Here is a 20,692-nt window from a genome sequence, read left to right on the forward strand (position 1 = left end):
ATACTTCCAGCGCATCCGGCTTGTGGAACCCGCCACGAGCCCGAGATAACCGCGGAATATCAGCCTTCGATGCCCTGCACGTCGGCCCGCTCAAGGAGAAACCATGGCCACCGCCCCGCAACCGTCGCGCACCGTACGCCGCGTCGTGCTCGGCGCCGCCGCACTGGCTTTGGGCGCCTCGTCCTTGACCGGATGCCAGCAGATCGCCGAAGCATTCAATTCGATCCAGGGTGAAGCACCCAGCACCGCATCGACGGCGACACCGGTGCCGCAGCCGGTCTCGACGACTGCCGCGATGGACTTCGACTCACTGTTCTCGTACGACGGGTCGGTTTCGTTGACGACAGATGTCGCATCCGACCTCGAGGTCGTGCTCGATGTGTGGGCGGCTGACCCGAAGCGCACCCGCGAGTGGACGCCGAACAACGAGAAGGTGTTCGGGTTCGCGATCAACGCGTACGACCGTCGGGTCGATGACAAGGCAGTGTTGGCGCAGAAGCGCCGGGTCTATGTGTCCTCGATCTCGATCACGTCACAGACCGCACAGACCTCGGGGATGGTGCAGCAGCCGTTTCAGTTCGCCGCCGACCCCCGGACGCTGGTGCCACCGGACACGCTGCGCTCGGACCGTGGGCTGCTGCTCAACAGCTATCAGGGCGGGCTGCTCGTTCCCGAGACGACGATCTTCATGCTGCCGGCCGACACCTACGGCATCACACTGCAGTTCTCGTTCGGCATCTACGTCGAGGGCACGGCAAACGACGATGCCTCGTTCGCGCAGCAGACGATCTATCAGTACCTGCCGATCGCGATCTACAACGATCAGGGCACGCTGAACATCGTGGCCAACCAGCCGACAACGGCGCCGCAGGGCTGATCGGGCCACCGCGCCGCGCCGCCCCGGTCAGGCGATCGCGCCGCCCGCCGGACTGGTCTTGAGGTCTCTGGTGCCGGGTGGAGCTGCGTCGGGCCAAACAGCGGCGAGCTCCTCCTCGGAGCGCAGTGCATAGCGCGTCACGCGGACCTCGATCGCTTCGCGATAGTCGAGGTTCGGCACGGCTCTCGCCGTCGCGGCCTTCACCACGTCATCGAGGTTCTCGATGCGCTGGTCGCCTGACACCGCGACGACGTGGCGACCGACCCGACCACGGTGGGCGGCATCGGGCAGCAGCTCATGAAGCGCCATCGACGCTGCGCGGTCGACCGCTACTGCTGCCGGGCCACCGAAGGCTGCGCGGATGAGGGCGAGGTCGGGAACCTCGACGACATAGACCGTCACTGCACCGTGGGAGGCGATATCTGAGCGCAGCGCATTGATGATGTATTCGATCTGGCGGGCTCGAGTCTCGAGCGCGCGATCGCTCCACCACACTGCAACGCACAGTGCCGTCACGAGCGCGATGCTCAGGACGGATGCCGTGAGGGGAGAAAAAAGGGTCCGGAAGGTGGGAGCGCTCTCACCGACAGCGAAAAACAGCACGATACGGATCGCCGAGTATGCGGCGTAGATCGCAAAGATGACTCCGATCAGCCGGAAAGGTGCGATGGTTCGTGCCGGCAGACGGAAAGCTTCGACCGCGACGCCCCCGCACCCCACGGCGACCAGGATCAGCCGCAGCACGAAGCCGTCGGTCGGACCTCCGATGACGGCGCTGACCGTTGCGCTGGTGACGAAGGTGACGGCGACGGCTCCCGCAACGACCCAGCCTGGGGCCATCGAGTTCTCGCGCAGCTGTCGCATTCCCGCCCAGGAGTATGCGGGCCCACCGACCAGTGCCGCGTTCGCCGCGGCGATGATGATCGGCGTCGGGTGTTCGGGCACGAGAGCTGATGCGATACCGGCAACGACTCCGCTCAGGGCTGCGGCCGCGGCAAAGCGCAGGAAGTTCCGCCGTGCGGCGCGGCCACCATTGGGGACCGAGGCTGCGGGAAACTGGACGAGGGCCGGAGCAGCGATCACAACGGCGATCGCCAGGACGGCAGACAACTCCAGTACACTCATTTTGCACTTCTGTTTCTCGGGGCCTCGGGTTTTCACCGGAGGCTTTCTTGAGGAAAACCTGAGGTGATGCTCTTCGACAACAGACCGGATGCTTGAGCCGAGTGTAGCAGTGTGGTAACAGCACTTCGGATGGCACGCGGATTGATGGAAGGAGCGTGCTGATGTCCCACTGGGAAGCCCCGTACGTTCCTCCGTACCCGCAGCAAGGTCAGCCCGCGATCGGGCAGTACCCGGGCACGGCTTACGCGGGTCCGCAGTACGCGGATCCGGCCTCCGGCCAGCAGTACGCGCAGCCGCAGTACGCGCAGCCGCAGTACGACCCCCGGTTCCCGAACGCGCAGGTCGAGACCTCTCACGCCGAGTTCACCGACGAGTTCGAGTCGGTGCTCGAGCGCATCTCTGTGCACCGGTCGACGATCGGATGCGTCATCCCCTGCTACAACGAGGAAGAGTCGATCGCCGGCGTCCTCGAGGGTCTGCTGCACCAGACGCGCGTGCCGGACGTCATCCATGTCGTGGTCAACAACACGACTGACGCGACTGTCGCCATCGCTTCGCAGTATGCCGGCCCGCACCAGGTCGTCACCGATCTCGGGGAGCAGTTCACCGAAGTCTTCATCCACGACATCGGCAAGAACCCCGACAAGAAGGTCGGTGCGCTGAACTACGGCTACGCCCTTGTCGAGGGGTATGACTACCTGCTCGGCGTCGACGGTGACACCATCGCTGATGAGCGCGCGGTGGAGTACCTCGAGACCGAAGCCGTGGGAGACTCCCGGATCGGTGGCATCTCGGCGATCTACACGATCGACGACCGGCCTATCAAGGGCCTGATCGGCAAGTTCCTGATCGCCGGTCAGCGCACGCAGTTCGCGGCCTTCAATCTGCAGAACCTGCTGCGCGGACGCAACATGGCGGTGCTCGGCGGCCAGTTCTCGATCTTCTCGACGGCGGCGCTGCGCGATGTCATGCGCGCCAACCACCAGAGCACGCCCTGGGTGAAAGACAGCGAGGTGGAGGACTCGCTCCTCTCACTGCAGATCAAGAGCGCGGGCTACCTCACCAAGATCAGCCCGTACGCGCGAGCCAGTGTGGGCGGCATGACCACCCTCAAGGGGTATGACGCGCAGCAGGTGAAGTGGACCTACGGCGCCATCGAGCTCATGTGGCCCGGTCAGCGCGGCGACACGAAGGGGCAGCCCTTCCACCCGAACCTGCGCCTTCGGTGGTTCGAGAACTTCGGCATGCTTACGAACCTGTTCGTGCGTGTCGCGTTCCTGACGCTGCTTGCCGCATCGCTGTCGATCAATGCCTTCGTCTTCTCGCCCTGGTGGCTCATTCCACCTCTGGTGGCGACGCTGCTGAACCTTCGTGTCGCCCTGACGATGAAGTACGTGAACCAGCGAGACATCCTGTTCTCGGCACTGGTGTTTCCCGCGGAGATCTTCATGTGGATCCGTATCGGCCACTTCCTGCGGTCGTGGTCGTCGTTCCTGTCGCGCAAGAAGGTCGACAACTGGGCAGCCCAGGCGAAGGCCGAGAAGGGTGGCGGGGTATCCCTCGGACACTGGGTTCCCATGATCCTGCTGGTGCTCACCGCGCTCGCGATGGCTTTCATCTGGAACCTGCTGGACCCGGTGGTGCAGTCGTCCATCCTGTGGATCGGGTGGCCGATCGTGGGTGTCGTCACCGTCATCCAGACGCTGCTCATGGCCTTCAAGCTGTTCCGTCGGCAGTACGGCTACAAGGTCTGACGGTCTCGCGCCCGTCCCGGAACGGCTACGGGCCCGGCGGCGGGGCGACGTTTTCGGCGGTCATGCGGTAGCCGACGCCCCGCACGGTCTCGACATAGCGCGGGTTGTTCGGGTCGTCGCCGAGCTTGCGGCGCAGGTTCGTCATGTGCGCTTCGATCGCACGTTTGTCGGCATCCCCGACGAAATACGACGTGACGTAGGACTCGCCGCGCAGCACAAGCGTCAGGTCGGCTTTGCTGCGTACGCGCCGCTTGGACTCCATCAGGGTCGCCAGCAGCTCGAACTCCGTGCGGGTGAGTTCTACCTCACGGTTGCCGACCAGTACGATCCGCGAGTCCGGGTCGAGGATGAGGTCACGGTGGACCATGGTGTGGGGGCCGAGGTGGTGACCTCCGGGACCGGCTATCGGGGCGCTCGGGGGTGTGCGTGCCACCAGCTGCGATCCGGGAGGCTGCTGGCTCCCGCCGGCGCCCGGGGGGTCGACCGGTGCCTGCGGTGTCGGGGGATAGTACGGGTGTGCGCCCCCCGGCTGCGGATAAACCGGATACTGACCCGGGTAGCCGGGCTGGGGTGGGGCCTGGGTCGGCTGTTGGCCTGCCGGGTACGGAGCCTGCGCGGGAGGCGAGCCCGGAGCCTGCGCGGGGTCACCGGGGGTGACCGCTCCGCTCGCATCGATGGTGGCGAACGGCTGCTGCGCTGCCGGGGGAACGGCGCTGGGCTGCGCGGGCTGGGTGACGATGGCGGGTCGTGCGCCAGGGAATGAGGGGCCCGAGGGTGCCTGCACGGGCGGCAGGGTGGCAGTCGGAGTCTGACGGGGGCGGCGCAGGAGCGCTTCGATCCGTGCCCGCAGCTCCCGTGGACGGAACGGCTTGACGATGTATTCATCGGCGCCGGCGCCGAGACCCAGCACGACGTCGGCCTCGTCCTCGAGTCCCGTCAGCATGATGATGTAGGTGTCGCTCTGGGCACGGATGCGGCGAGCAGCTTCGAATCCGTCGATGCCGGGCATGTTCACATCGAGTGTCGTGATCAGCGGCTGGTAGGACAGCACAGCGCGCACGCCGTCGATGCCGTTGCCCACCGAGACCGTGGAGAATCCGGCAGCCTCGAGTGTCTCGGCGAGGATATGCCGAATCTGCGGATCATCCTCGACAATGACGGCGGTCTTGCTCACCCCCGCGTCAGTGCTCATGCTCGGTGGTCTCTTTCGCGTCGGGCTGGGTGGTCGCGTCGGGCTGGGTAGTGGGGCATGGACCGCGCAATCCCAGGTGTTCGCGGCCGTCTCCCCCGATCGTACACAGCCGCGCCGGGACCGGGGGTGGTCATTCGTCGGCGTGTGCCCGCGTCCTCGGGGCCCGGTGCTCAGGGAAGAGTGACGTTGCGGGTGAGTTCGACAGCCGACGGGGGCCACCACGCGCCGGCTACCGGTCCGCCGTTGCAGGTGCCGTCGCTTTCGCCCGGCGGCTTGATCCAGAAGTTCGTGTCGACCACGTCGTCGCCGTAGGTGCCGCCCGGGGCGCCGATGAGTCGGCCCGGCGGGTTGCACCACTCGCCGTTCGACCCGGCGCCGTTGCGTGAGGTATCGATGATCGCGTGGAGTCCGCCCGTGAGGCCGGAGAGCTGGTGCGCGTAGTCGAACTCGAGCGCGGTGTCGTTGTAGTTCGACACGTTCGTTGCGAAGCCGCGGATGACATCGTTCATGCCGATGCCGTTGATGAGCTCGGCCATCTGTGACGCGGGCAGCCAGGTCGAGTGACCGCCGTCCACGTAGATCCAGGTGTTCGTCGAGGCGAGTCGGGCGATGGCATCCCGCAGCTGAGTCGTGCGGTCGGCGAGGTTGCCGCACTCCGGTGCGAGGGCAAGGCTGTCGGGCTCAAGGACGACGGTCTTCTGGATGTCGGGTGCGGCGTGCAGGGCATCACCGATGATCTGTGTCCACTCCGCGTAGGCTGCATCGTCGAGTCCGCCCGCCGAGAGGCCGGCGCTGCAGTCCCGCTCGGGAAGTCCGTAGACCACGATCGCCAGTGCATGGCCCTGCGTGCGCGCTTCGTCCAGGAGGTTCGTCATTCGTGCGCCGATTTCGCTCACCGGATCGATCTCCGGGGTCAACCAGTACGCGGTGGGTTGTGCGGCAAGGTAGGCAGTCGCCGCGAACTCGTCGGTGCCCTCGGGGAGGTCAGGAAGCGCGAGGGCAGCCTTCGATTCCTCGGGTGCGATGATCGTCGTCCCGACGGCCGGTGCTGTCGCGGTCAGGTCACGAACCCAGTGACTCAGGAACATCCAGACCGTCGCCGCGATGGATGCCACCAGAAGCACGCCGACGCCGACGATCGTCGCGATCGCCCAACCGGGCAGGATCTTCGGCTGTGATTCCGGGCGCACCGCAGCAGTCTGGGGCTGTTCGTGCACCGCGGAGGTGCGTCGGGAAGGCACGACCAAACTCTAGCGGAGCGCCCTTTGATAGCTGCTGGGATGCTCACGAACTCCCTCGTGCGGTGAAGAGATCGCAAACGCTGGGGATATGTCCAGCGCAGCGCGCGCGGTCGGCAGCCGTGCCCCTCTATCGTGGGGAGTGGCATGAAGGTCATCTCGTACAACCTGCGCAAGCACCGAGCTGCAACCGAGCTGCGAGAGCTCGTCGAGCGTCACGGCGCTGATCTGCTTTGTCTGCAGGAAGCCGACACCACCGACATCCCTGACGCGATCGGTGGCCTCGTGCTCGCCGACTCGACGCAGCGCAACCGCCTGGGGCTGGCCGTCTACTACCGCGAGAACACGTATCGCGCCGTTGACGTGCGAGCCATCGCCCTGAAGAAGTCGCTGCACGATCGCGTGCTCAAGCCCGCGGAGGAGCGGATGCTGGGCGTGCGCCTGCGCGACATCGACGCCGGCAGCGACATCGTCATCGCTTCGTTCCACGCGGCGCCGCTGACGGCGCTGAACTCGCTGCGTCGGCACCAGATCCGCACGGCGCTGGCCGAACTCGATCTGTTGGGCGAGGGGCTTCCGAAGCTCATGGTCGGCGACTACAACTACCCCGTGTTCAAAGAGCGCCTGGGGCAGCACGTGCGCGATCAGGGGTACGAACTGAACCTCAGCGACTCCCGGACCTATACGCGGTATCGGTTCTTTCGCGGGCACTACGACTTCGCGACATCCGTCGGCTTCACGATCGATACCGTGCGGACACTGCCGCAGGGTCTCAGCGACCACTTGCCGATCCTCGTGACGGCTGAACCGACGCCGGCTTCCGGCGCGGCGTCAACGGATGCCGCGAGCGGCGTCGCCTGACACAGTCGCCTGACGCGGCGCGCGGTTCACGCCGGGCGCTGGTCAGCGGATCGCTGCCGCGTAATGCATGAAGGCGGCGTAGACGAGCACGCCGACCCCGGATGCCAGGAGTGCGACACCGATATAGAGCAGCCAGTTGCGGGACTTGCGGGGGCCTCGCGGTTCGTGGGGGCTGCTCATGATGCCCGATCCTAGCCAGATCGAGCCGAGCGCGAGTGACGTGCGTGTTACAGGAGGGTTATCCCTTGTCTGCGGGTGTTGTGAGGGGGCATCCGCCGCTCGCGACGACGCCGCTGCCCCCGATTGTCGGCGTCATGATCGCTTCGAGCGTCGGGGTCTGCGGAGTGCGGACCTGGATCGTGGCGGTAGCCGTTTCGCCGGGGTTGAGGTTGGTCTCCCAGACGAGGACTGGTCTGCCGTCATGAGTTCCCTGGCCGAAGCCGGGAGTGGATCCGACTCCCCCCGAGGTGCTCGAGACGAGTTCTGACCCCTCAGGGAGGTAGAGGTACGCCACGGTGCGCGCTACCCCGGGATCGACGCCGAAGCTCCCGCCACCGGTGATGTATCGCGGCAGGCTCGTCGCGGCATCTGCGGGAGCTGTGCTCGTCAGGGACACGGTGAGAGTCGCAAGCTGCTCCCCGCTGCTCGCGGTGCACCAGCCGACCGCTGATGCAGCCTGCATGTAGTAGTCCATCTTTGAGCCCGTGCCGTCATTGAGGTATGCCCCGAACGCGGTGGTCTCGGCATCCGTCACCGGCAGTGTCCCCTGCAGCGAGGTGCCGTCGAGCATGGCCTGTTCGTCGGGGTTGGCGCTCCAGAAGAAGAGGCGGCGCTCGTTGCCCGCTCGGACGAGGGCGTTCACCAGTTGGGCCGGCTCTGCTGAGCCGTCGGCGATCGTCTGGAAGACCGCGGCTGCTGTTGCGGCGAAGAAGGCATCCTGATCGCGCGGATCCGGGTAGCGCAGGTACACATCGTTCAGGAGCAGTTGCACTGCGTTCTCGCTCGTGAGCTGCTCCCCGGTGGGGAGGGTCACAGGGCCGGTCGCCTTCAACAGGTACGACAGGGTGACGGGATCGAGGGCGAAGACGCCGTCGACGTTCACCCCCGTCTCTCGGAGCCACATCTCGCGGGCGAGGGGGCCATCGATCGTGTAGTCGGGGATCTGGGTGACGTTCTGGATGTAGAGACCGGGCTTGTCGACGAAGATGCCCAGGAGCTCGTCCGACAGGGGGAGTACGGGCTCGGTGTACCGGGTGAAGTCGGATGAGGAGCCCTGGTCGGTGAGGTCCATGCGGCCGGCGTCCGTGTGGATCATCGCCATTGCTCCGACGATTCCGCCGAGCGAGCGCCACTCGGCGTTGTTCTGGAACATCACGAGGTAGTTGCGAGGGCCCTCGGCGCCGAGCGCGAGAGGAAGGAGCTGGGAGGTGCGGCGCAGCGCGTCGGCCGCGGTGAGTCCATCGGTCAGGAGCTCACTGACGTCGCTGACGGGGGTTGCCAGTGCCGGGAGTAGCTGCGTCGTGTCGATCGCATCGACGGATGCTGACGCTGCGGCGAGACTGTCGGTTGCGGTGGTGGCGACATCCGCGAGGTTTGCGATGGCGGCGACATCGAACGCGCCGCCATTCGGTCGAAGGGTGTCGAGCGAGAAACTCGAGGCCGCCTGCGCGAGGGGCTCGAGGGCGGTGGTGGCGACGTCGTCGACCGATGCGATGACGGTGGCGGTCGCAGCCAGCTGCGGACCGAACCACGGCAGATGCTCGGCGGCGCCCCATACCGGGTCGGAGGTGAGGGAGCGGGCTGCTGCAGTGTCTGCGGTCAAGGTCGGGACGGCCGCGGCTACCGCAGCGGGGTCGGTGAGGGAGTCGGCAAGCTTCTCGGCCGCGCGCTGCGCGTCGGCGACATGGCCGTACGCGAGGGCGCCGCGGATGCCGATCCACGCTGCACCCGCCACGCCGAGGATCAGGATGGCGCCGAGCACCGATGCGAACACGATGCCAGCTGTGCGTTCGCGGCGGTGACGCTTGCGCGACCGCACCCGGCGAGACTTCTCGGTATCCACCGCACGGCGCGCGGCAGCGATCTCGTCATCGCTCGCGCCCTCGGGCGTCGCCGCGTCGTCAGTCATGCTCGGATGCCTTCCTGTCTTCAGGGAAGCCTATTCGTCCGTACCCGAGTACACGATGAGAGGCAACCGCTAGACCTGCCGTAACACGCGCCCTCTAGGGTGGGGTGCTGGGCGACGAGCTGAGGGACGGAGGGATCGGGCCCCATGGTGACGGCGAACGCGACGACCCAGCGTGTCTGGGTGGACGCGGCGGCGACCCCAGACGCTGCGGCCGGTCCCGTCGGCTGGATGGATGTCGTCACGCTGGCCGAAAAGGCCGTCGGGGTGACGTTCACCTACGATCCGACCTACCTCGCGCGACCGGATGCCTACGTGGTGTCGCCGGAGTTGCCGCTGGCGCCAGGACCTCGGGTCCTCAGGTCGATGCCCGGGGCGTTCGTCGATTCCAGCGCCGACTCGTGGGGGCAGAAGCTGATTCGCCGACAGCTGCGCGCCGAGGGTGTGACCCTTCTCTCGGAGGTCGATGCTCTCGTGGGTGTGTCGGATGAGGCGCGCACCGGCGCCTTCCGATTCCGTGAGGAGCCGAGTGCGGACGACGAGGAGGCGTACGTCGCGGGCCGCGCTGCGCGGGTTCCCGTCGTGCTCGACCTGCGCGAGCTTCGGGCAGCAGCGGATCGGACCCGCGCGGGGGCCTCCTCGAGCGAGCAGGCGATCGCGGAGCTCCTGGATGCCGGCACGGCCGTGCTCGGCGGCGCCAGGCCCAAGGCTCTCGTGCGGCGGAAGGGTCGCGCGCTGCTCGCGAAGTTTCCGGCACCGGATGACGAACACGACGCGATCCGGTGGGAGGCGGTTTCGCTGAACCTCGCGCACGCTGCCGGTCTTGCCACCTCTCGGGTGCGCACGATCGAGATCGGAGAGCACGCGGTGTTGCTGGTCGATCGATTCGATCGCGTCGGGAAGGCGGACTCGGTGGTCCCAACGAAATCCGGGGACGCCGGGGAGTTGCGGATTCCATATTGGTCGGCGCGTACCGCGACCGGGGATGGGCGCGACTATCTGGATGTCGCGCGCGTCATCCGTGGCATGGATGCGACGCGCGATGTCGTCCGTGCCCAGTTGCGTGATCTGTGGCGACGCGTGGCCTTTGCCGTCGCCGTCCACTGCACCGATGACCACCTTCGCAACCTGGGATTCTTGCGGCGGGAGTCAGCGTGGCGGCTGTGTCCGGTGTTCGATATCGAGCCCGATCCGGTGCAGGAGCGGTTGCGGTCGACCGCGATCGTGGGGGTGGTCGACCCGGATGCCGCGCCGGCGGCTCTTGTCGCGCTGGCCGGGGAGCTCGGGATCAAGACGTCGTCGTGGCGGCGCTCGCTTGCCCAGGTGCTCGTCGCGGTGGAGTCGTGGCCGGATGTCGCGAAGCGGGTGGGGCTTGCCGAGGACGAGTTCGCGGCGATGGATGCCGCCATCGGCCATCGCCGCGATGCGCTCGCGAAGCTCCTGACCTGACCCGACCTGACCTGGCCGGAGCCGGGAGGCTCAGGAAACGGCGAGCGGGGCGATAACGGCGGCGACGAGTTCGCTTGGATCGCGAACGAGGGTGAAATCCCCGGCATCCGGAACGACGCCCGGGGCCGCGTACCCCAGCGTGACGATGCCCGGCTGGCTCGCGCGGGCGCGCGCGAGGAACGCTTCGATCGCGGCGAGGTCGCTGTCGGCCACGATGCCGAACACCAGCGCGGTGTAGGTGCCAGCTGACAGGTAGGCCAGGGCGGCATCCGCATGCCTCGTCTTGAGGACCGCGGTGCCGAGCTTTTGCAGGGCGATCGTCTCAGACATGCTCGTGTCGGGGTCGTCGTCGACCCACAGCACGCGTCCCGGGTGCACGCGCTCTGGGAGTTTCGGCGTGACCCCGGCGCCTTGTCCGCGGGCAGCATGTGCTTCGCGCAGCTGCGTCGCGACAGCCTCGCGGTCGTCGGGCGCGAGGGCGATCTCGATGGTCGACAGTCGCTGCGCGGGGACGCGGACGGTGGAGGTGCGGCGGATCCAGAGGATGACGCCAACGAGGGCCATGACGACGATCACGCCCACGAAGCCGAGGACGAGCGTCACGAAGCCGGTGTCGATCTGCATGAGGTCAGTATGCCCGGTCGGCGCCGGAGAAACTCGGTGAATCATGCCTCGCAAGCGGTCGGCGCCGGCAATAGGGTGAGGGCATGACCGACATCCCTGCCAGCGCCGAGCCATCTGCCCCCGAGACGTCCACGACGATCGTTGTGGGTGCGACAAGTAAGCCGGGCTCGCGACGCGCCATCGAGTGGGCAGTCGCGCGTGCCGCGAGCACGGGCGCCCGCCTGGAGTTGCTTTCCGTGGTCGGGGGCGCCGTGGGTGCCGTCGGTGAGCAGGAGGTCGTGCAGCGCGCCGTCGACTACGAGGAGGCGTTTCTTCGGAACGAGGCAGCGGCGCTGTCTTCTCGTGGCATCGACGTCACGGTTCGGGTGACACACGGGAACCCGACGAAGGAGCTCGTCGAGACGTCAGCGGATGCCGCGCTTTTGGTGATCGGCAGTGATCACACCGGGGGCGTCGACAAGCATCGCGGGCCGCACGGCACACGGATCGTCGCCGGGGCTCACTGCCCCGTCGTGGTTGTGCCCGACATCGACACGACCGGGCGCACGGGAGTGGTCGTCGGAGTGGACGGTTCGGAGGTTTCGAACGCGGCGCTCGCTTTCGCTGCCGCCGAGGCATCGCGGTTCGCCGAGCCGCTCACTGTGGTGTCGACGTGGATGCCGGTCGTCTATACCGGCGACATCGCGCCCTACCCCGACATGTACCTGACGGATCTGCAGGGTACGACGGAGGCTTTCGCGCAGTCGATGGCCGATGAGGTGCGAAAGGACCACCCGCACCTCGAGATCGTCGTACACGTGGACGAGGGGGATCCCGCCACCGTGATCGCTGAGGTGGCGGCATCCGCTCGCCTTGCGGTTGTCGGAACCCACGGGCGCACCGGGTTCGCCCGGTTCCTGTTGGGGTCGGTCAGCACCCAGGTGCTCGACCATCTGACGACGGTCACCGCAGCGGTGCGCTGACCTCGCGGCTCGACTGCCGGGAGACGACAAGGCCCCCGGCTCGATCTGGGGGGCTGTCGAGCCGGGGGCTGTACGCGAGACGCGTACCTTCGCTGCGGATGAGTGACCCGAAACACTCAGCGCGCGGTCTTGCCACGATGAGAATGGCATGGTTCGGGACCTCGCGCCCGGGGGTTGTCAACGGCACGTCCCGGATGCCATAATCCGCCGCCCGGGCGCGGGGGCCGGCTCAGCGGCCGAGCAACCTGCCGACCACGCTCGGAAGCTCACCGGGGGTGGTGACCACCTGGTCGTGCGGCAGTTCTGGCGCACCGGGGCCGGTCACGATGGCGCCCGGGGCGTAGGCGATCGTCGGGACGCCGGGATAGTTGCGGCGCACCGTCCGGATGAAGTCGGCGGCAGTCATCGCGTCGCCCTCGCGGCCGCAGTCGGTCACAACCAGGAGGTACTTCTCGGCCGCGAGGTATGCCAGGGCTGCTTCGCAGTGCCGAGCAACGGTGACAGTGAGACCCATCCGGTGCAGGGCCACGACATCGGGAACGTGGCTGTCAGGGTCGTCGTCGACCCAGAGCACCCGCCCGAGGCGGAAAACGGATGTTTGAGAGGTGCGGGGAGGCGTGGCGTAGGTCTGCTTGTATCCCGCCCCCGGTGCTGCCGTGGCAACTGGTGCTGTGGCGGGGGGCGCCAGCGCCGGTGCGGGCGGGGGCGCCGGGGCGGCCGGGGGGACGGGGACGTACGCGGGCGCTGCCTGCGCTGGGGCCGGTGCTGCCGCGACCGGCTCATCGCCTGCCGGGTAGGCAGGTGCCTGGTATTCCGCGGGCAGCGGCGGCACGGGTGGTTGTGCGGGCTGCTCGGGGGCGTAGGCGGCTGGGGCAGGACCGAACGCGGCGCTTGCCACGTTCACGGGTTGCGCTGACGGGTTTGGTGCGTAGACGTATTCGGTGGTTCCCTCGGCGAACTGGGGTGCCTGGGGTTGCTGCTGGTACGCCGCTTGCGGGATGGCATACGGGTGAGTCATCGGCGTTCCGGTCACGGGTCGCGGTCCGGCTACCGTTCGGACCGTCGCTGTCGTGACGGCGGGACTGCTCATGTCGGGGTAGCGCGGCATGCGCTGGACGGGTTCTCGACGATCTGAGGTGGCCTCGGCCTTGTTGCTCTCCCACATCGCCCAGCCCACGACGAGTCCCAGCACGGCGACGACGCCGAAGCCGATCATGAGGGTGATGAGTGAATTACTGTCCATGTGCGAACCTGGTGCTGAGTCAGGGTGAGCCGTGTTGCGTGCTCTCGGGTTGAGCACTATTGTCTGCGATCCACGTGGCGCGGCAAGACAAACTGTGCGAACTCTCATCTGAGTCAGGAGAGATCCCCGGCTTTTGCGTCGTTTCCGGACGATTTCGAGCGCGAAAGCTACGTCGGACGGCGTAGGTTCAGCCGCCTACCGGGTGCGATTGTTACGACCGCGAGCCCAGTACGCGGCTGCGGCAGCGGTCATGATCGCAAGCATCACCACCGTCGTGAGGCTCGCTTCCAGTCCGAACAGGCCGCCCGAGACGAGGGGATTGGCATCCGTCGTCTCACCGACCGTCAGGAGCGAGTGCTCTGCGGGTATGCCCGAGACCGGGATGCCGAAGAGGCTGTTCTGTGCCCAGTTCCAGGTGGCGTGGAACGCGATGACGCCCCACAGGCCGCCTTCGCTGAGCGCCCAGAACCCGAGGAGCAGGGAAACGAGGACGAGGGAGAGGACCGAGAAGATGTTCATCCCCGTGTTGAGGGAGTGCGCGAGCGTGAAGAAGGCTGTCTGAGCGATCATCGCGCCGAGGATGCCGAAGCGCGGCATCCAGGACTGGAGGAGGTATCCGCGGGAGATGAGTTCTTCGGCGCCCCCCTGGATCGTGAAGGCGACGAGAGCGAAGATCACCCATCCGAGCGCCGTCCAGGCGGCGTAGCTCCCGTCGGGAGTCTGGAAGAACTGCATGTTGCCGGTGAGGACCGCGACCCCGACCGCGAGGGACATGGCGCCGACGGCGATCGCCGCCCCGCGGGCGATCTGACGCGGGGCGGCGGACCGGGAGCGGAAGCCGATACTCGCGAATGCGCGCCGTTCCTTGAATCGCAGCCACACCCACAGCAGGATCCACACCGGGAGGAAGGCGAGAGAACTCGCGATCGTGAGGCTGAGAGCCGTGATGCCCGGAATGAAGGCGAGCAGGATGCTGGTGGCCATCACCGATGCGAAGAGGACGATCGCGACGATCGAGCCCACGAGCGGGCCGGTGGGGCGCTGTGCTTCGCGCATCGCGCCGGCGAAACTGTCACGGTGGGTGTCGGTCACGGAAGGCCTCCCGGGTCGGTGGTCCCGACCGACCCTAGCGAATGGGCACCGGATGCCCCAGGTCTTGTGGCGCGGGCCGGTGTGGGCTAGGGCGACCAAAGTGCCGCATCAGCGGGCGGCGCGGCCGAGGAGGGCCGCCTTGGCGGACTTCATGACGATCGCGATGTCGCCGATGAGGCTCCAATTCTCGACGTAGGAGAGGTCGAGGCGCACCGCGTCTTTCCACGCGAGGTTGTCGCGGCCGCTGACCTGGGAAAGGCCCGTGATGCCGGGCTTCACGAGGAAGCGGCGCAGGGAGGCGTCGGTGTAGGTCTCGACCTCGCTCGGCAGCGGGGGGCGCGGGCCGACGAGGGACATGGTCCCGCCGATGACGTTGAACAGTTGCGGGAGGTCGTCGAGGGTGTGGCGATGCATCCATCTGCCGAGCGCCGTCGTGGACACGGTGTCGTCGACGCCGCCGCGAGTGGTGCGGAAGGCGAGCATCCGGAACGGACGGCCGTGGTAGCCGATGCGGGTCTCGCGGACGCACACCGTGCCGGGTGATGAGAGCTTCACGGCGAGGGCGAGGATGCCGAGCACGGGGCTGATCACGATCACGGCGCCGAGCGACCCGATGAGGTCGGCCATGCGCTTGCCGAAGCGTTGACCAGGTGAGAACCGCGGTGTCTCGACGTGGACGAGCGGCAGGCCCGAAACCGGACGAGTGTGGATGCGGGGGCCGGCGACGTCGGCGATGCCGGGTGCAAGCAGGAGATGTTGGCGGCCGGTTTCGAGGCTCCAGGAGATCTGCTTGACCTTCTCGGGCGGGAGGGCGTCGCTGCTGGTGACCAGCACAGTGTCGGCGCCGGTGTCGGCGAGGACGCGGGTGAGGTCGTCGAAGCTGCCGAGGATGGGGATGCCGGCATCCGTTGTCGCGATGGCCGTTGCGGGGTCGTCGGGTGGGAGGCAGGCCCCGACGACGAGGTAGCCGGTGTCGCGGCGACGCTGCAGCTCAGCGCCCACCTGGGCGACTGAGGCCGGTGAGCCGATGAGGATGACGCCGGAGGCGCACTTGCCGACGCGGCGTTTGGCGACGAGCCACTGTCGCCAGAGCCATCGGATGAGAAGGAGCAGCAGGATGCCGGCGGGGAGGCTGATGAGCAGGTAGCCGCGGGCGATGTCGATGCGGAACAGGAAAGCAACGATCGCGATGACCCCGAACAGGACCAGGGATGAGTCGACGACGCGGACGTATTCAGTCATGCCGGTACCGACGACGCCGGGTGTGCGGGTGTCGGCGAGGCTCAGAGCGAGCAGCCAGAGCGCGATGAGGATCGCCGAGGCCAGCCAATACGACACGGCGGTGAAGCGCAGGTCGCGCAAGAGGGAGAGCTGCGCGTTGCCGGTGCCGAACCACACGATCTGGGTACCGTAAACGACCCACACCAGAACGACGGCGTCACTGATCAACAGTCGTGTGCGGTAACTCTCATGCCACGGTCGTGGCTCACCCGTGGAGCGCACCTCTCCAGCCTTGCATACGCCGGTTGTTCACCGGCGCGACACCGGGCGTCTGCTGCCGTGAGGTGACTCAGCCCGAGTAACCGCCGTAGCGGGCGATCGTGGTGAGGAACTGGAGGGTTGCGAGGGTGATCTGGGCAGAGATCACGACTCCGACGATGATGCCGACCACCTGCGCTGCGATGAGGCCCCAGAGGGGAGCCCAGCCGGTGCCGGTGCGGCGGATCGCGACGACGATGCGCCCGATGGGGTAGACGATCGACAGGAAGATCCACGGCCACGGGAAGGGGCGGTCGATGCCGCGCTGTTGCAGTTCACGCTGGTCCAGGTAAGCGAACCAGGCGCTGAAGCCGTAGATCGCGAAGCCGAAGAGCGTGATCGCCCACCACCACGGCGAGAAGAAGATGTCGAACGGCTGCATGAACATCCGCATGTCGGGCATGTTGTCGGGCTGCGCGTAGGAATTGAACGCCATCCAGCCCTGCATTGCGAACATGGAGCGCCAGGGCACCAGGAGCGCCAGCAGGGATGAGGCCAGCGGCAGCAGCACGATGAGCCAGATCCAGACCGTGTTCGTGTCGACGCCGGGGCTCTTGCGTGGCTCCGGTGCGACCATCGGGACAGCCGCCGGCTGCGCCACGGGGTTGGGTGCTGGGTTTGGCGCGGACGTGTGGGCGGTCCAGGTGGCGCCGTCCCAGAAGCGCAGGATGCCGGGCGTCTGGGGGTCGGGGTACCAACCGGCTTGCGGCTGTTGCGGCGTCGACATGAGTGTGCTCCCGTTCGCGAGTTCCGTCCCCACTCTAGGTCGGTGACGGGACTCGCGTGAGGGGGCTAACCCCCGGGTTCGCGGCTTACTCCATCGCTAGTGCAGGTCGAGGGTGCCCCATTCGCCGGGTGCGGGGAGTTCGGCGTAACTGACCGCGACGCCGTCTGGTCCTACGGATGCCGCGCAGACCAGGAGCGAGAGCGTCGGGTAGCCCAGGGGCCGGTTGTCGCGGATGATGGCACGCTCGTCGACGGGGCCGAGGGCGGTGCTGCGCTCGAGGATCTCTAGCCAGGGTCGGTACCACTCGTCACCCGACTCCGGTTCGGCGAGGCGGAAGTGCTCGAGCCAATGGGAGATGCGGGCGGTGGCCGGGTCGTCGACGTCGTCGTGGGCGATCATATGGATGCCGGGTTCGATCTCGGTCTCGCGGCGGTGGGCGCCGTCCCACGAGATGACGCGGGCGGAGGTGGCGTCGACCTCGAGCAGGTTGAAACCGCGCATCGCGGGGTGCTTGCCGGGGGAGGTGCCGAGGACCGCGTCGAGGGGGAGGGTGCCGCGCGAGACGACCGCGGAATCGGGGAGGTCATCGCCGCCGGCGCGGTTGAGCAGGACGGCGAGGCGGTGGGTGTCGGCATCCGCTGCCAGCCAAGCGCCACCGGCGCGGATGTCTTGCACACCGAGGATCGAGGGGTGCTGTGGCCACCAGTGTCCGAGCGGGTTCCAGGGGCGGGTGGGGTCTTCGTCACGGATCGCGAGGAGGCGTACGGGCGTGCCCGGGTCGGTGGGGACGTCGATGATGACAGTGCACATGGGGGTTCCCTGCGACAGTCGTGGAAGACTGGGCGCGTGTTCGTAGTCGTCGGTGTCACGGGCGGAATCGCCGCATACAAGACGGTACATCTGGTCAGGCGCCTGATCGGCGAGGGCCATGAGGTGCACGTCGTGCCCACCGAGGATGCCTTGCGGTTCGTCGGGAAGCCCACGTGGGAGGCGATCAGTCGGAATCCCGTGACGACGTCGGTGCATGAGGATGTCGCGACGGTGCGGCACGTGTCGCTCGGGCAACGGGCGGATCTCGTGATCGTCGCGCCTGCCACCGCGAACACGCTCGCGAAGATGGCTTCTGGACTCGCCGACGACTTGCTCGGAACAACGCTGCTGGCGACCACCGCACCGGTGGTGGTGGCGCCGGCGATGCACACGGAGATGTGGCGGCATCCGGCGACGCAGCAGAACATGCGGGTGTTGCGCTCGCGCGGCGTGCACGTCGTCGGGCCCGCCGATGGTCCGTTGACCGGCGGCGATTCCGGGCCGGGGCGGATGAGTGAGCCGGATGAGATCGCGGATGCCGCGCTCGCGGTGGTCGCCGCGGCGGTGTCCGGGCGGGCTCAGGATCTTGCCGGGTTGCGGGTTGTCGTGTCGGCGGGTGGGACGCGCGAGCCGCTGGATCCGGTGCGGTTCCTGGGGAACCGGTCGAGTGGACGGCAGGGGGTTGCGCTCGCGGTCGCGGCCGCCGACCGGGGCGCCGAGGTGACGCTCGTCGCGGCGCACATCGACGGCGAGGTGCTCGGTGGGCTGAGCGATCGCGTGAGGGTCGTGTCGGTGGGGACGGCGCTGGAGATGCGGGATGCCGTGACTGACGCGGCATCCGTGGCCGATGTCGTCGTGATGGCGGCGGCGGTTGCCGACTATCGGCCGGCCGAGGTCGCCGAGTTGAAGCTCACGAAGGAGACCCAGGGGGATCGCGTGACCCTGGAGCTCGTCGAGAATCCCGACATCGTGGCGGGCCTTGCGGCGGGGCGGAGTCCGGGGCAGACGATCGTGGCGTTCGCGGCCGAGACCTCGACCGGTGAGGAGTTGTTGCAGCGGGCGCGACGAAAGCGTGAACGCAAGGATGTCGATCTTCTCGTCGTGAACGAGGTCGGATGGACTCGTGGATTCGAATGCGCGGACAACGAGGTTGTCGTGATCGATCGCTCGGGTGATGTTGCGGCGCAGGCTTCGGGGTCGAAGCGTGAGGTTGCGGATGCCGTCTGGGATGCGGTGGTGGCTGCTCGGCTGTAGCTGTAGCTGTAGCTGTAGCTGACGCGTGCGCGGATGGCTGGGTGCTATTCGCCCGAGGGCTCGCCCCAGACGCGGCGGCTGAGTGCGGCGATGTCTTTGTCGAGATGGTCGATGCGGGTGCCCATCGCGTCGAACCGCGCGTTCATTTCTGCGCGGAGTCCGCTGATCGATGCATCCATTTCGCCGCGGAGTCCGTCGAAGCGGCCGTTCATCTCGCCGCGCAGCCCGCTCATCTCGCCGCGCAGACCGCCGATCGACGCGGTCATCGTGCGGGTGAGGAGGGTCGTCATGACTGTCATACCACCGAGCATCAGGGTGGCGAAGAGGCCGATGAGAACCCAGCTCTGCGGTTCGGTCACGGCGGTCACCTTTCCAGTGTGCGGTAGGTCACATCAGGATGCCAAGGTTTCCCTTAAATTGACTTATACGCTGCTATAGTCAATTCCGATGAGTCGTGCAGACGGCTCCCTCCCTCCGCTATTCCCTCAAGGAGTCTCATGACTACTCGCCTGTCTTCGTCGCGCCTTCGCCCGCCGTGGGTGCGAACTGCCGGCATCCTGATCGCCACCGGTGGGGTGCTGCTGACTGCGGCTACCGCGCTGGAAGTGTGGACCGATGTCGCCACCGCTGCCACAGCCGCGACGGCGTTCTGGATCCTGTTCCTCGCGAGCACGCTCGCTCATGTCGTTGCGATGGTTGCGCTGGCGCTCGGCCGAGGTGATGGGGCTGGCGCTGTCGGTGCGTCACTCGTTGGCAAGGTCGCGCTGCTCGGATTCGGGGCGACGTTCCTGGCGAACCAGAGTATGTATCTGCTCGTCGCCTATTTGCTGCCGGATGCTGAGGTCGGGGCCGGGGGAGCCGAGGTGTTCCTCTTCGCGATGAGCGCGGTTCAAGGCATCCTGTTGCTGGTCGGCGGTGCGATGATCGCGGCGGTCGGTGTGCTGCAGGGCGCGGCGCGGTGGGCGATCCTCGTGTTGGCGCTCGTCGGCATTGCGCTCGGCATAACGATCAACGCGAGCGACAGTCAGGCTGTGCTCGCGACGGCGTACTTCGTGTCGACGATCGCGCAGATCATCGCCGGTCTCGTGATCGCCCGTGCGCGCGTGCGGGTGGCGACGAAGTAGCGTTCTGTCGTGGCTCGTAGCTATCACTCACCCCAACGGCAAGCCGTAGCAGCGGCGACCCGCGCGAGCATCGTCGACGCTGCAGGTCGGCTGTTCATCCGTGATGGCTATGTGGCGACCTCGATCAAGGCGATCGCTGCTGAGGCGGGCGTGTCGGTGCCGACGGTGCATCTGAACGGGCCGAAGCATGCCCTGCTGATCGCCGCGTTCGAGCGCACGTTCGCCGGTGATGAGGGGCGTCATTCGCTGACCGAGCGGCCGGCGCTGATCGAGATCATGAGTGAGCCCGACACCGACACGGCGATCGCGCGGTATGTCGACTTTCTCATCGATGCGAACGAGCGGTCGGCGGGGATCGTGCGGGCGATGCTTGCCGCAGCTGACAGTGATGACGAGGTGCGTACCGCGTATCTCGATCTCGAGCAACGGCGGCATCGCGACATGACGATCGCCGCGGGGTGGTTCCTAGATCGCGGTCGCATCCGTGCCGATCAGATCGCGCTCGCCGCTGACGTGTTGGGGCTTCTCACCGGTGCGGATCCGTGGACGCACTTCACCGTCGTGCGCGGGTGGGATGTCGCAACGTACCGAGTCTGGCTCATCGCCCAGCTCGTGCATCTTGCCGAGAATCTCGGCGCCACTTCTTAGGCCGGCTGCGGCGTTGTCGCGGGCGGGTTGATTTCTCTGGAGAGAACA

General features: G+C 67.2%; 20 protein-coding genes. 8 read left to right on the forward strand and 12 right to left on the reverse strand.

Translation table 11 applies throughout. From position 1 onward, the window contains the following. The first annotated feature begins 103 nt into the window (after positions 1-103). Entirely contained in the window at positions 104-877 is a 774-nt protein-coding gene (locus BGO47_RS06490; RefSeq protein ID WP_292709711.1) for a fructose 1,6-bisphosphatase, read from the forward strand. A 27-nt stretch (positions 878-904) separates the two neighbouring features. Here the strand turns inward: BGO47_RS06490 and BGO47_RS06495 are convergent, their stop codons facing one another. Beyond that, positions 905-2,002: a hypothetical protein gene (locus tag BGO47_RS06495; RefSeq protein ID WP_292709713.1), complete on the reverse strand. Its 1,098-nt coding sequence runs from the start codon at positions 2,000-2,002 to the stop codon at positions 905-907. Between the two features lie 161 nt (positions 2,003-2,163). Between BGO47_RS06495 and BGO47_RS06500 the strand changes: the two genes are divergently transcribed. Beyond that, a complete protein-coding gene (locus BGO47_RS06500) occupies positions 2,164-3,756 on the forward strand; it encodes a glycosyltransferase family 2 protein (RefSeq protein WP_292709715.1) in 1,593 nt (530 codons plus the stop codon). Positions 3,757-3,781: 25 nt separating this feature from the next. Here BGO47_RS06500 and BGO47_RS06505 read toward each other — a convergent pair whose 3' ends face one another. Together BGO47_RS06505 and BGO47_RS06510 are read right to left on the reverse strand one after the other, a co-directional pair. Next, positions 3,782-4,948 (reverse strand): response regulator, encoded by a 1,167-nt coding sequence (locus BGO47_RS06505; protein WP_292709717.1) that lies wholly within the window; start codon positions 4,946-4,948, stop codon positions 3,782-3,784. Positions 4,949-5,118: 170 nt separating this feature from the next. Beyond that, on the reverse strand, positions 5,119-6,189 hold the full coding sequence (locus tag BGO47_RS06510) for a glycoside hydrolase family 6 protein (RefSeq protein WP_292709718.1): 1,071 nt from the start codon (positions 6,187-6,189) through the stop codon (positions 5,119-5,121). 144 nt (positions 6,190-6,333) lie between these two features. On the opposite strand from BGO47_RS06510, the gene BGO47_RS06515 reads away from it, so the two are divergent. Beyond that, a complete protein-coding gene (locus BGO47_RS06515) occupies positions 6,334-7,047 on the forward strand; it encodes an endonuclease/exonuclease/phosphatase family protein (RefSeq protein ID WP_292709719.1) in 714 nt (237 codons plus the stop codon). A 42-nt stretch (positions 7,048-7,089) separates the two neighbouring features. Here BGO47_RS06515 and BGO47_RS06520 read toward each other — a convergent pair whose 3' ends face one another. Both BGO47_RS06520 and BGO47_RS06525 read right to left on the reverse strand, forming a co-directional pair. Further along, positions 7,090-7,227 carry a hypothetical protein gene (locus BGO47_RS06520; RefSeq protein WP_292709720.1) on the reverse strand — a complete coding sequence of 46 codons (138 nt, stop codon included), beginning with the start codon at positions 7,225-7,227 and terminating at the stop codon, positions 7,090-7,092. Positions 7,228-7,285: 58 nt separating this feature from the next. Then, positions 7,286-9,175, reverse strand: a complete 1,890-nt coding sequence (locus BGO47_RS06525) for a DUF4012 domain-containing protein (RefSeq protein WP_292709721.1) — start codon at positions 9,173-9,175, stop codon at positions 7,286-7,288. A 144-nt stretch (positions 9,176-9,319) separates the two neighbouring features. Here BGO47_RS06525 and BGO47_RS06530 point away from each other — a divergent pair, with 144 nt between their 5' ends. Then, the gene (locus BGO47_RS06530) at positions 9,320-10,621 is read left to right on the forward strand and encodes a type II toxin-antitoxin system HipA family toxin (protein WP_292709723.1); all 1,302 of its coding nucleotides are present in this window, start codon (positions 9,320-9,322) and stop codon (positions 10,619-10,621) included. Positions 10,622-10,651: 30 nt separating this feature from the next. Here the strand turns inward: BGO47_RS06530 and BGO47_RS06535 are convergent, their stop codons facing one another. Next, positions 10,652-11,245 carry a hypothetical protein gene (locus BGO47_RS06535; protein ID WP_292709725.1) on the reverse strand — a complete coding sequence of 198 codons (594 nt, stop codon included), beginning with the start codon at positions 11,243-11,245 and terminating at the stop codon, positions 10,652-10,654. 83 nt (positions 11,246-11,328) lie between these two features. On the opposite strand from BGO47_RS06535, the gene BGO47_RS06540 reads away from it, so the two are divergent. After that, positions 11,329-12,207 (forward strand): universal stress protein, encoded by an 879-nt coding sequence (locus BGO47_RS06540; RefSeq protein ID WP_292709727.1) that lies wholly within the window; start codon positions 11,329-11,331, stop codon positions 12,205-12,207. 229 nt (positions 12,208-12,436) lie between these two features. Here BGO47_RS06540 and BGO47_RS06545 read toward each other — a convergent pair whose 3' ends face one another. From BGO47_RS06545 to BGO47_RS06565, 5 genes are all read right to left on the reverse strand, one after another. Beyond that, on the reverse strand, positions 12,437-13,450 hold the full coding sequence (locus BGO47_RS06545; protein ID WP_292709729.1) for a hypothetical protein: 1,014 nt from the start codon (positions 13,448-13,450) through the stop codon (positions 12,437-12,439). 195 nt (positions 13,451-13,645) lie between these two features. After that, on the reverse strand, positions 13,646-14,542 hold the full coding sequence (locus BGO47_RS06550) for a type II CAAX endopeptidase family protein (RefSeq protein ID WP_292709731.1): 897 nt from the start codon (positions 14,540-14,542) through the stop codon (positions 13,646-13,648). Between the two features lie 108 nt (positions 14,543-14,650). Next, a complete protein-coding gene (locus BGO47_RS06555) occupies positions 14,651-16,045 on the reverse strand; it encodes a sugar transferase (RefSeq protein ID WP_292709733.1) in 1,395 nt (464 codons plus the stop codon). A 67-nt stretch (positions 16,046-16,112) separates the two neighbouring features. Then, positions 16,113-16,808, reverse strand: coding sequence for a DUF2510 domain-containing protein (locus tag BGO47_RS06560; protein ID WP_292709735.1), 696 nt, complete (start codon positions 16,806-16,808; stop codon positions 16,113-16,115). Between the two features lie 96 nt (positions 16,809-16,904). Continuing rightward, positions 16,905-17,618, reverse strand: a complete 714-nt coding sequence (locus BGO47_RS06565) for an NRDE family protein (RefSeq protein ID WP_292709737.1) — start codon at positions 17,616-17,618, stop codon at positions 16,905-16,907. A 36-nt stretch (positions 17,619-17,654) separates the two neighbouring features. Between BGO47_RS06565 and coaBC the strand changes: the two genes are divergently transcribed. Beyond that, positions 17,655-18,872, forward strand: a complete 1,218-nt coding sequence (coaBC, locus tag BGO47_RS06570; protein ID WP_292709739.1) for a bifunctional phosphopantothenoylcysteine decarboxylase/phosphopantothenate--cysteine ligase CoaBC — start codon at positions 17,655-17,657, stop codon at positions 18,870-18,872. Positions 18,873-18,916: 44 nt separating this feature from the next. Here the strand turns inward: coaBC and BGO47_RS06575 are convergent, their stop codons facing one another. After that, positions 18,917-19,231 carry a hypothetical protein gene (locus BGO47_RS06575; RefSeq protein ID WP_292709741.1) on the reverse strand — a complete coding sequence of 105 codons (315 nt, stop codon included), beginning with the start codon at positions 19,229-19,231 and terminating at the stop codon, positions 18,917-18,919. Between the two features lie 138 nt (positions 19,232-19,369). On the opposite strand from BGO47_RS06575, the gene BGO47_RS06580 reads away from it, so the two are divergent. Then, positions 19,370-19,996 carry a hypothetical protein gene (locus tag BGO47_RS06580; protein ID WP_292709743.1) on the forward strand — a complete coding sequence of 209 codons (627 nt, stop codon included), beginning with the start codon at positions 19,370-19,372 and terminating at the stop codon, positions 19,994-19,996. A gap of 9 nt (positions 19,997-20,005) precedes the next feature. Further along, on the forward strand, positions 20,006-20,644 hold the full coding sequence (locus BGO47_RS06585) for a TetR/AcrR family transcriptional regulator (protein ID WP_292709745.1): 639 nt from the start codon (positions 20,006-20,008) through the stop codon (positions 20,642-20,644). Positions 20,645-20,692: the final 48 nt, after the last annotated feature.

It is taken from the genome of Microbacterium sp. 67-17 (genome assembly GCF_001898325.1).
GTDB lineage: Bacteria > Actinomycetota > Actinomycetes > Actinomycetales > Microbacteriaceae > Microbacterium > Microbacterium schleiferi.

What these genes read in the sequence shown, in the direction of transcription:
- BGO47_RS06490 (WP_292709711.1), top strand. Translation starts at nt 104, where the DNA reads ATGGCCACCGCCCCGCAACCGTCGCGCACCGTACGCCGCGTCGTGCTC.
- BGO47_RS06495 (WP_292709713.1), bottom strand. Translation starts at nt 2,002, where the DNA reads ATGAGTGTACTGGAGTTGTCTGCCGTCCTGGCGATCGCCGTTGTGATC.
- BGO47_RS06500 (WP_292709715.1), top strand. Translation starts at nt 2,164, where the DNA reads ATGTCCCACTGGGAAGCCCCGTACGTTCCTCCGTACCCGCAGCAAGGT.
- BGO47_RS06505 (WP_292709717.1), bottom strand. Translation starts at nt 4,948, where the DNA reads ATGAGCACTGACGCGGGGGTGAGCAAGACCGCCGTCATTGTCGAGGAT.
- BGO47_RS06515 (WP_292709719.1), top strand. Translation starts at nt 6,334, where the DNA reads ATGAAGGTCATCTCGTACAACCTGCGCAAGCACCGAGCTGCAACCGAG.
- BGO47_RS06520 (WP_292709720.1), bottom strand. Translation starts at nt 7,227, where the DNA reads ATGAGCAGCCCCCACGAACCGCGAGGCCCCCGCAAGTCCCGCAACTGG.
- BGO47_RS06525 (WP_292709721.1), bottom strand. Translation starts at nt 9,175, where the DNA reads ATGACTGACGACGCGGCGACGCCCGAGGGCGCGAGCGATGACGAGATC.
- BGO47_RS06530 (WP_292709723.1), top strand. Translation starts at nt 9,320, where the DNA reads ATGGTGACGGCGAACGCGACGACCCAGCGTGTCTGGGTGGACGCGGCG.
- BGO47_RS06535 (WP_292709725.1), bottom strand. Translation starts at nt 11,245, where the DNA reads ATGCAGATCGACACCGGCTTCGTGACGCTCGTCCTCGGCTTCGTGGGC.
- BGO47_RS06540 (WP_292709727.1), top strand. Translation starts at nt 11,329, where the DNA reads ATGACCGACATCCCTGCCAGCGCCGAGCCATCTGCCCCCGAGACGTCC.
- BGO47_RS06545 (WP_292709729.1), bottom strand. Translation starts at nt 13,450, where the DNA reads ATGGACAGTAATTCACTCATCACCCTCATGATCGGCTTCGGCGTCGTC.
- BGO47_RS06560 (WP_292709735.1), bottom strand. Translation starts at nt 16,808, where the DNA reads ATGTCGACGCCGCAACAGCCGCAAGCCGGTTGGTACCCCGACCCCCAG.
- BGO47_RS06565 (WP_292709737.1), bottom strand. Translation starts at nt 17,618, where the DNA reads ATGTGCACTGTCATCATCGACGTCCCCACCGACCCGGGCACGCCCGTA.
- BGO47_RS06580 (WP_292709743.1), top strand. Translation starts at nt 19,370, where the DNA reads ATGACTACTCGCCTGTCTTCGTCGCGCCTTCGCCCGCCGTGGGTGCGA.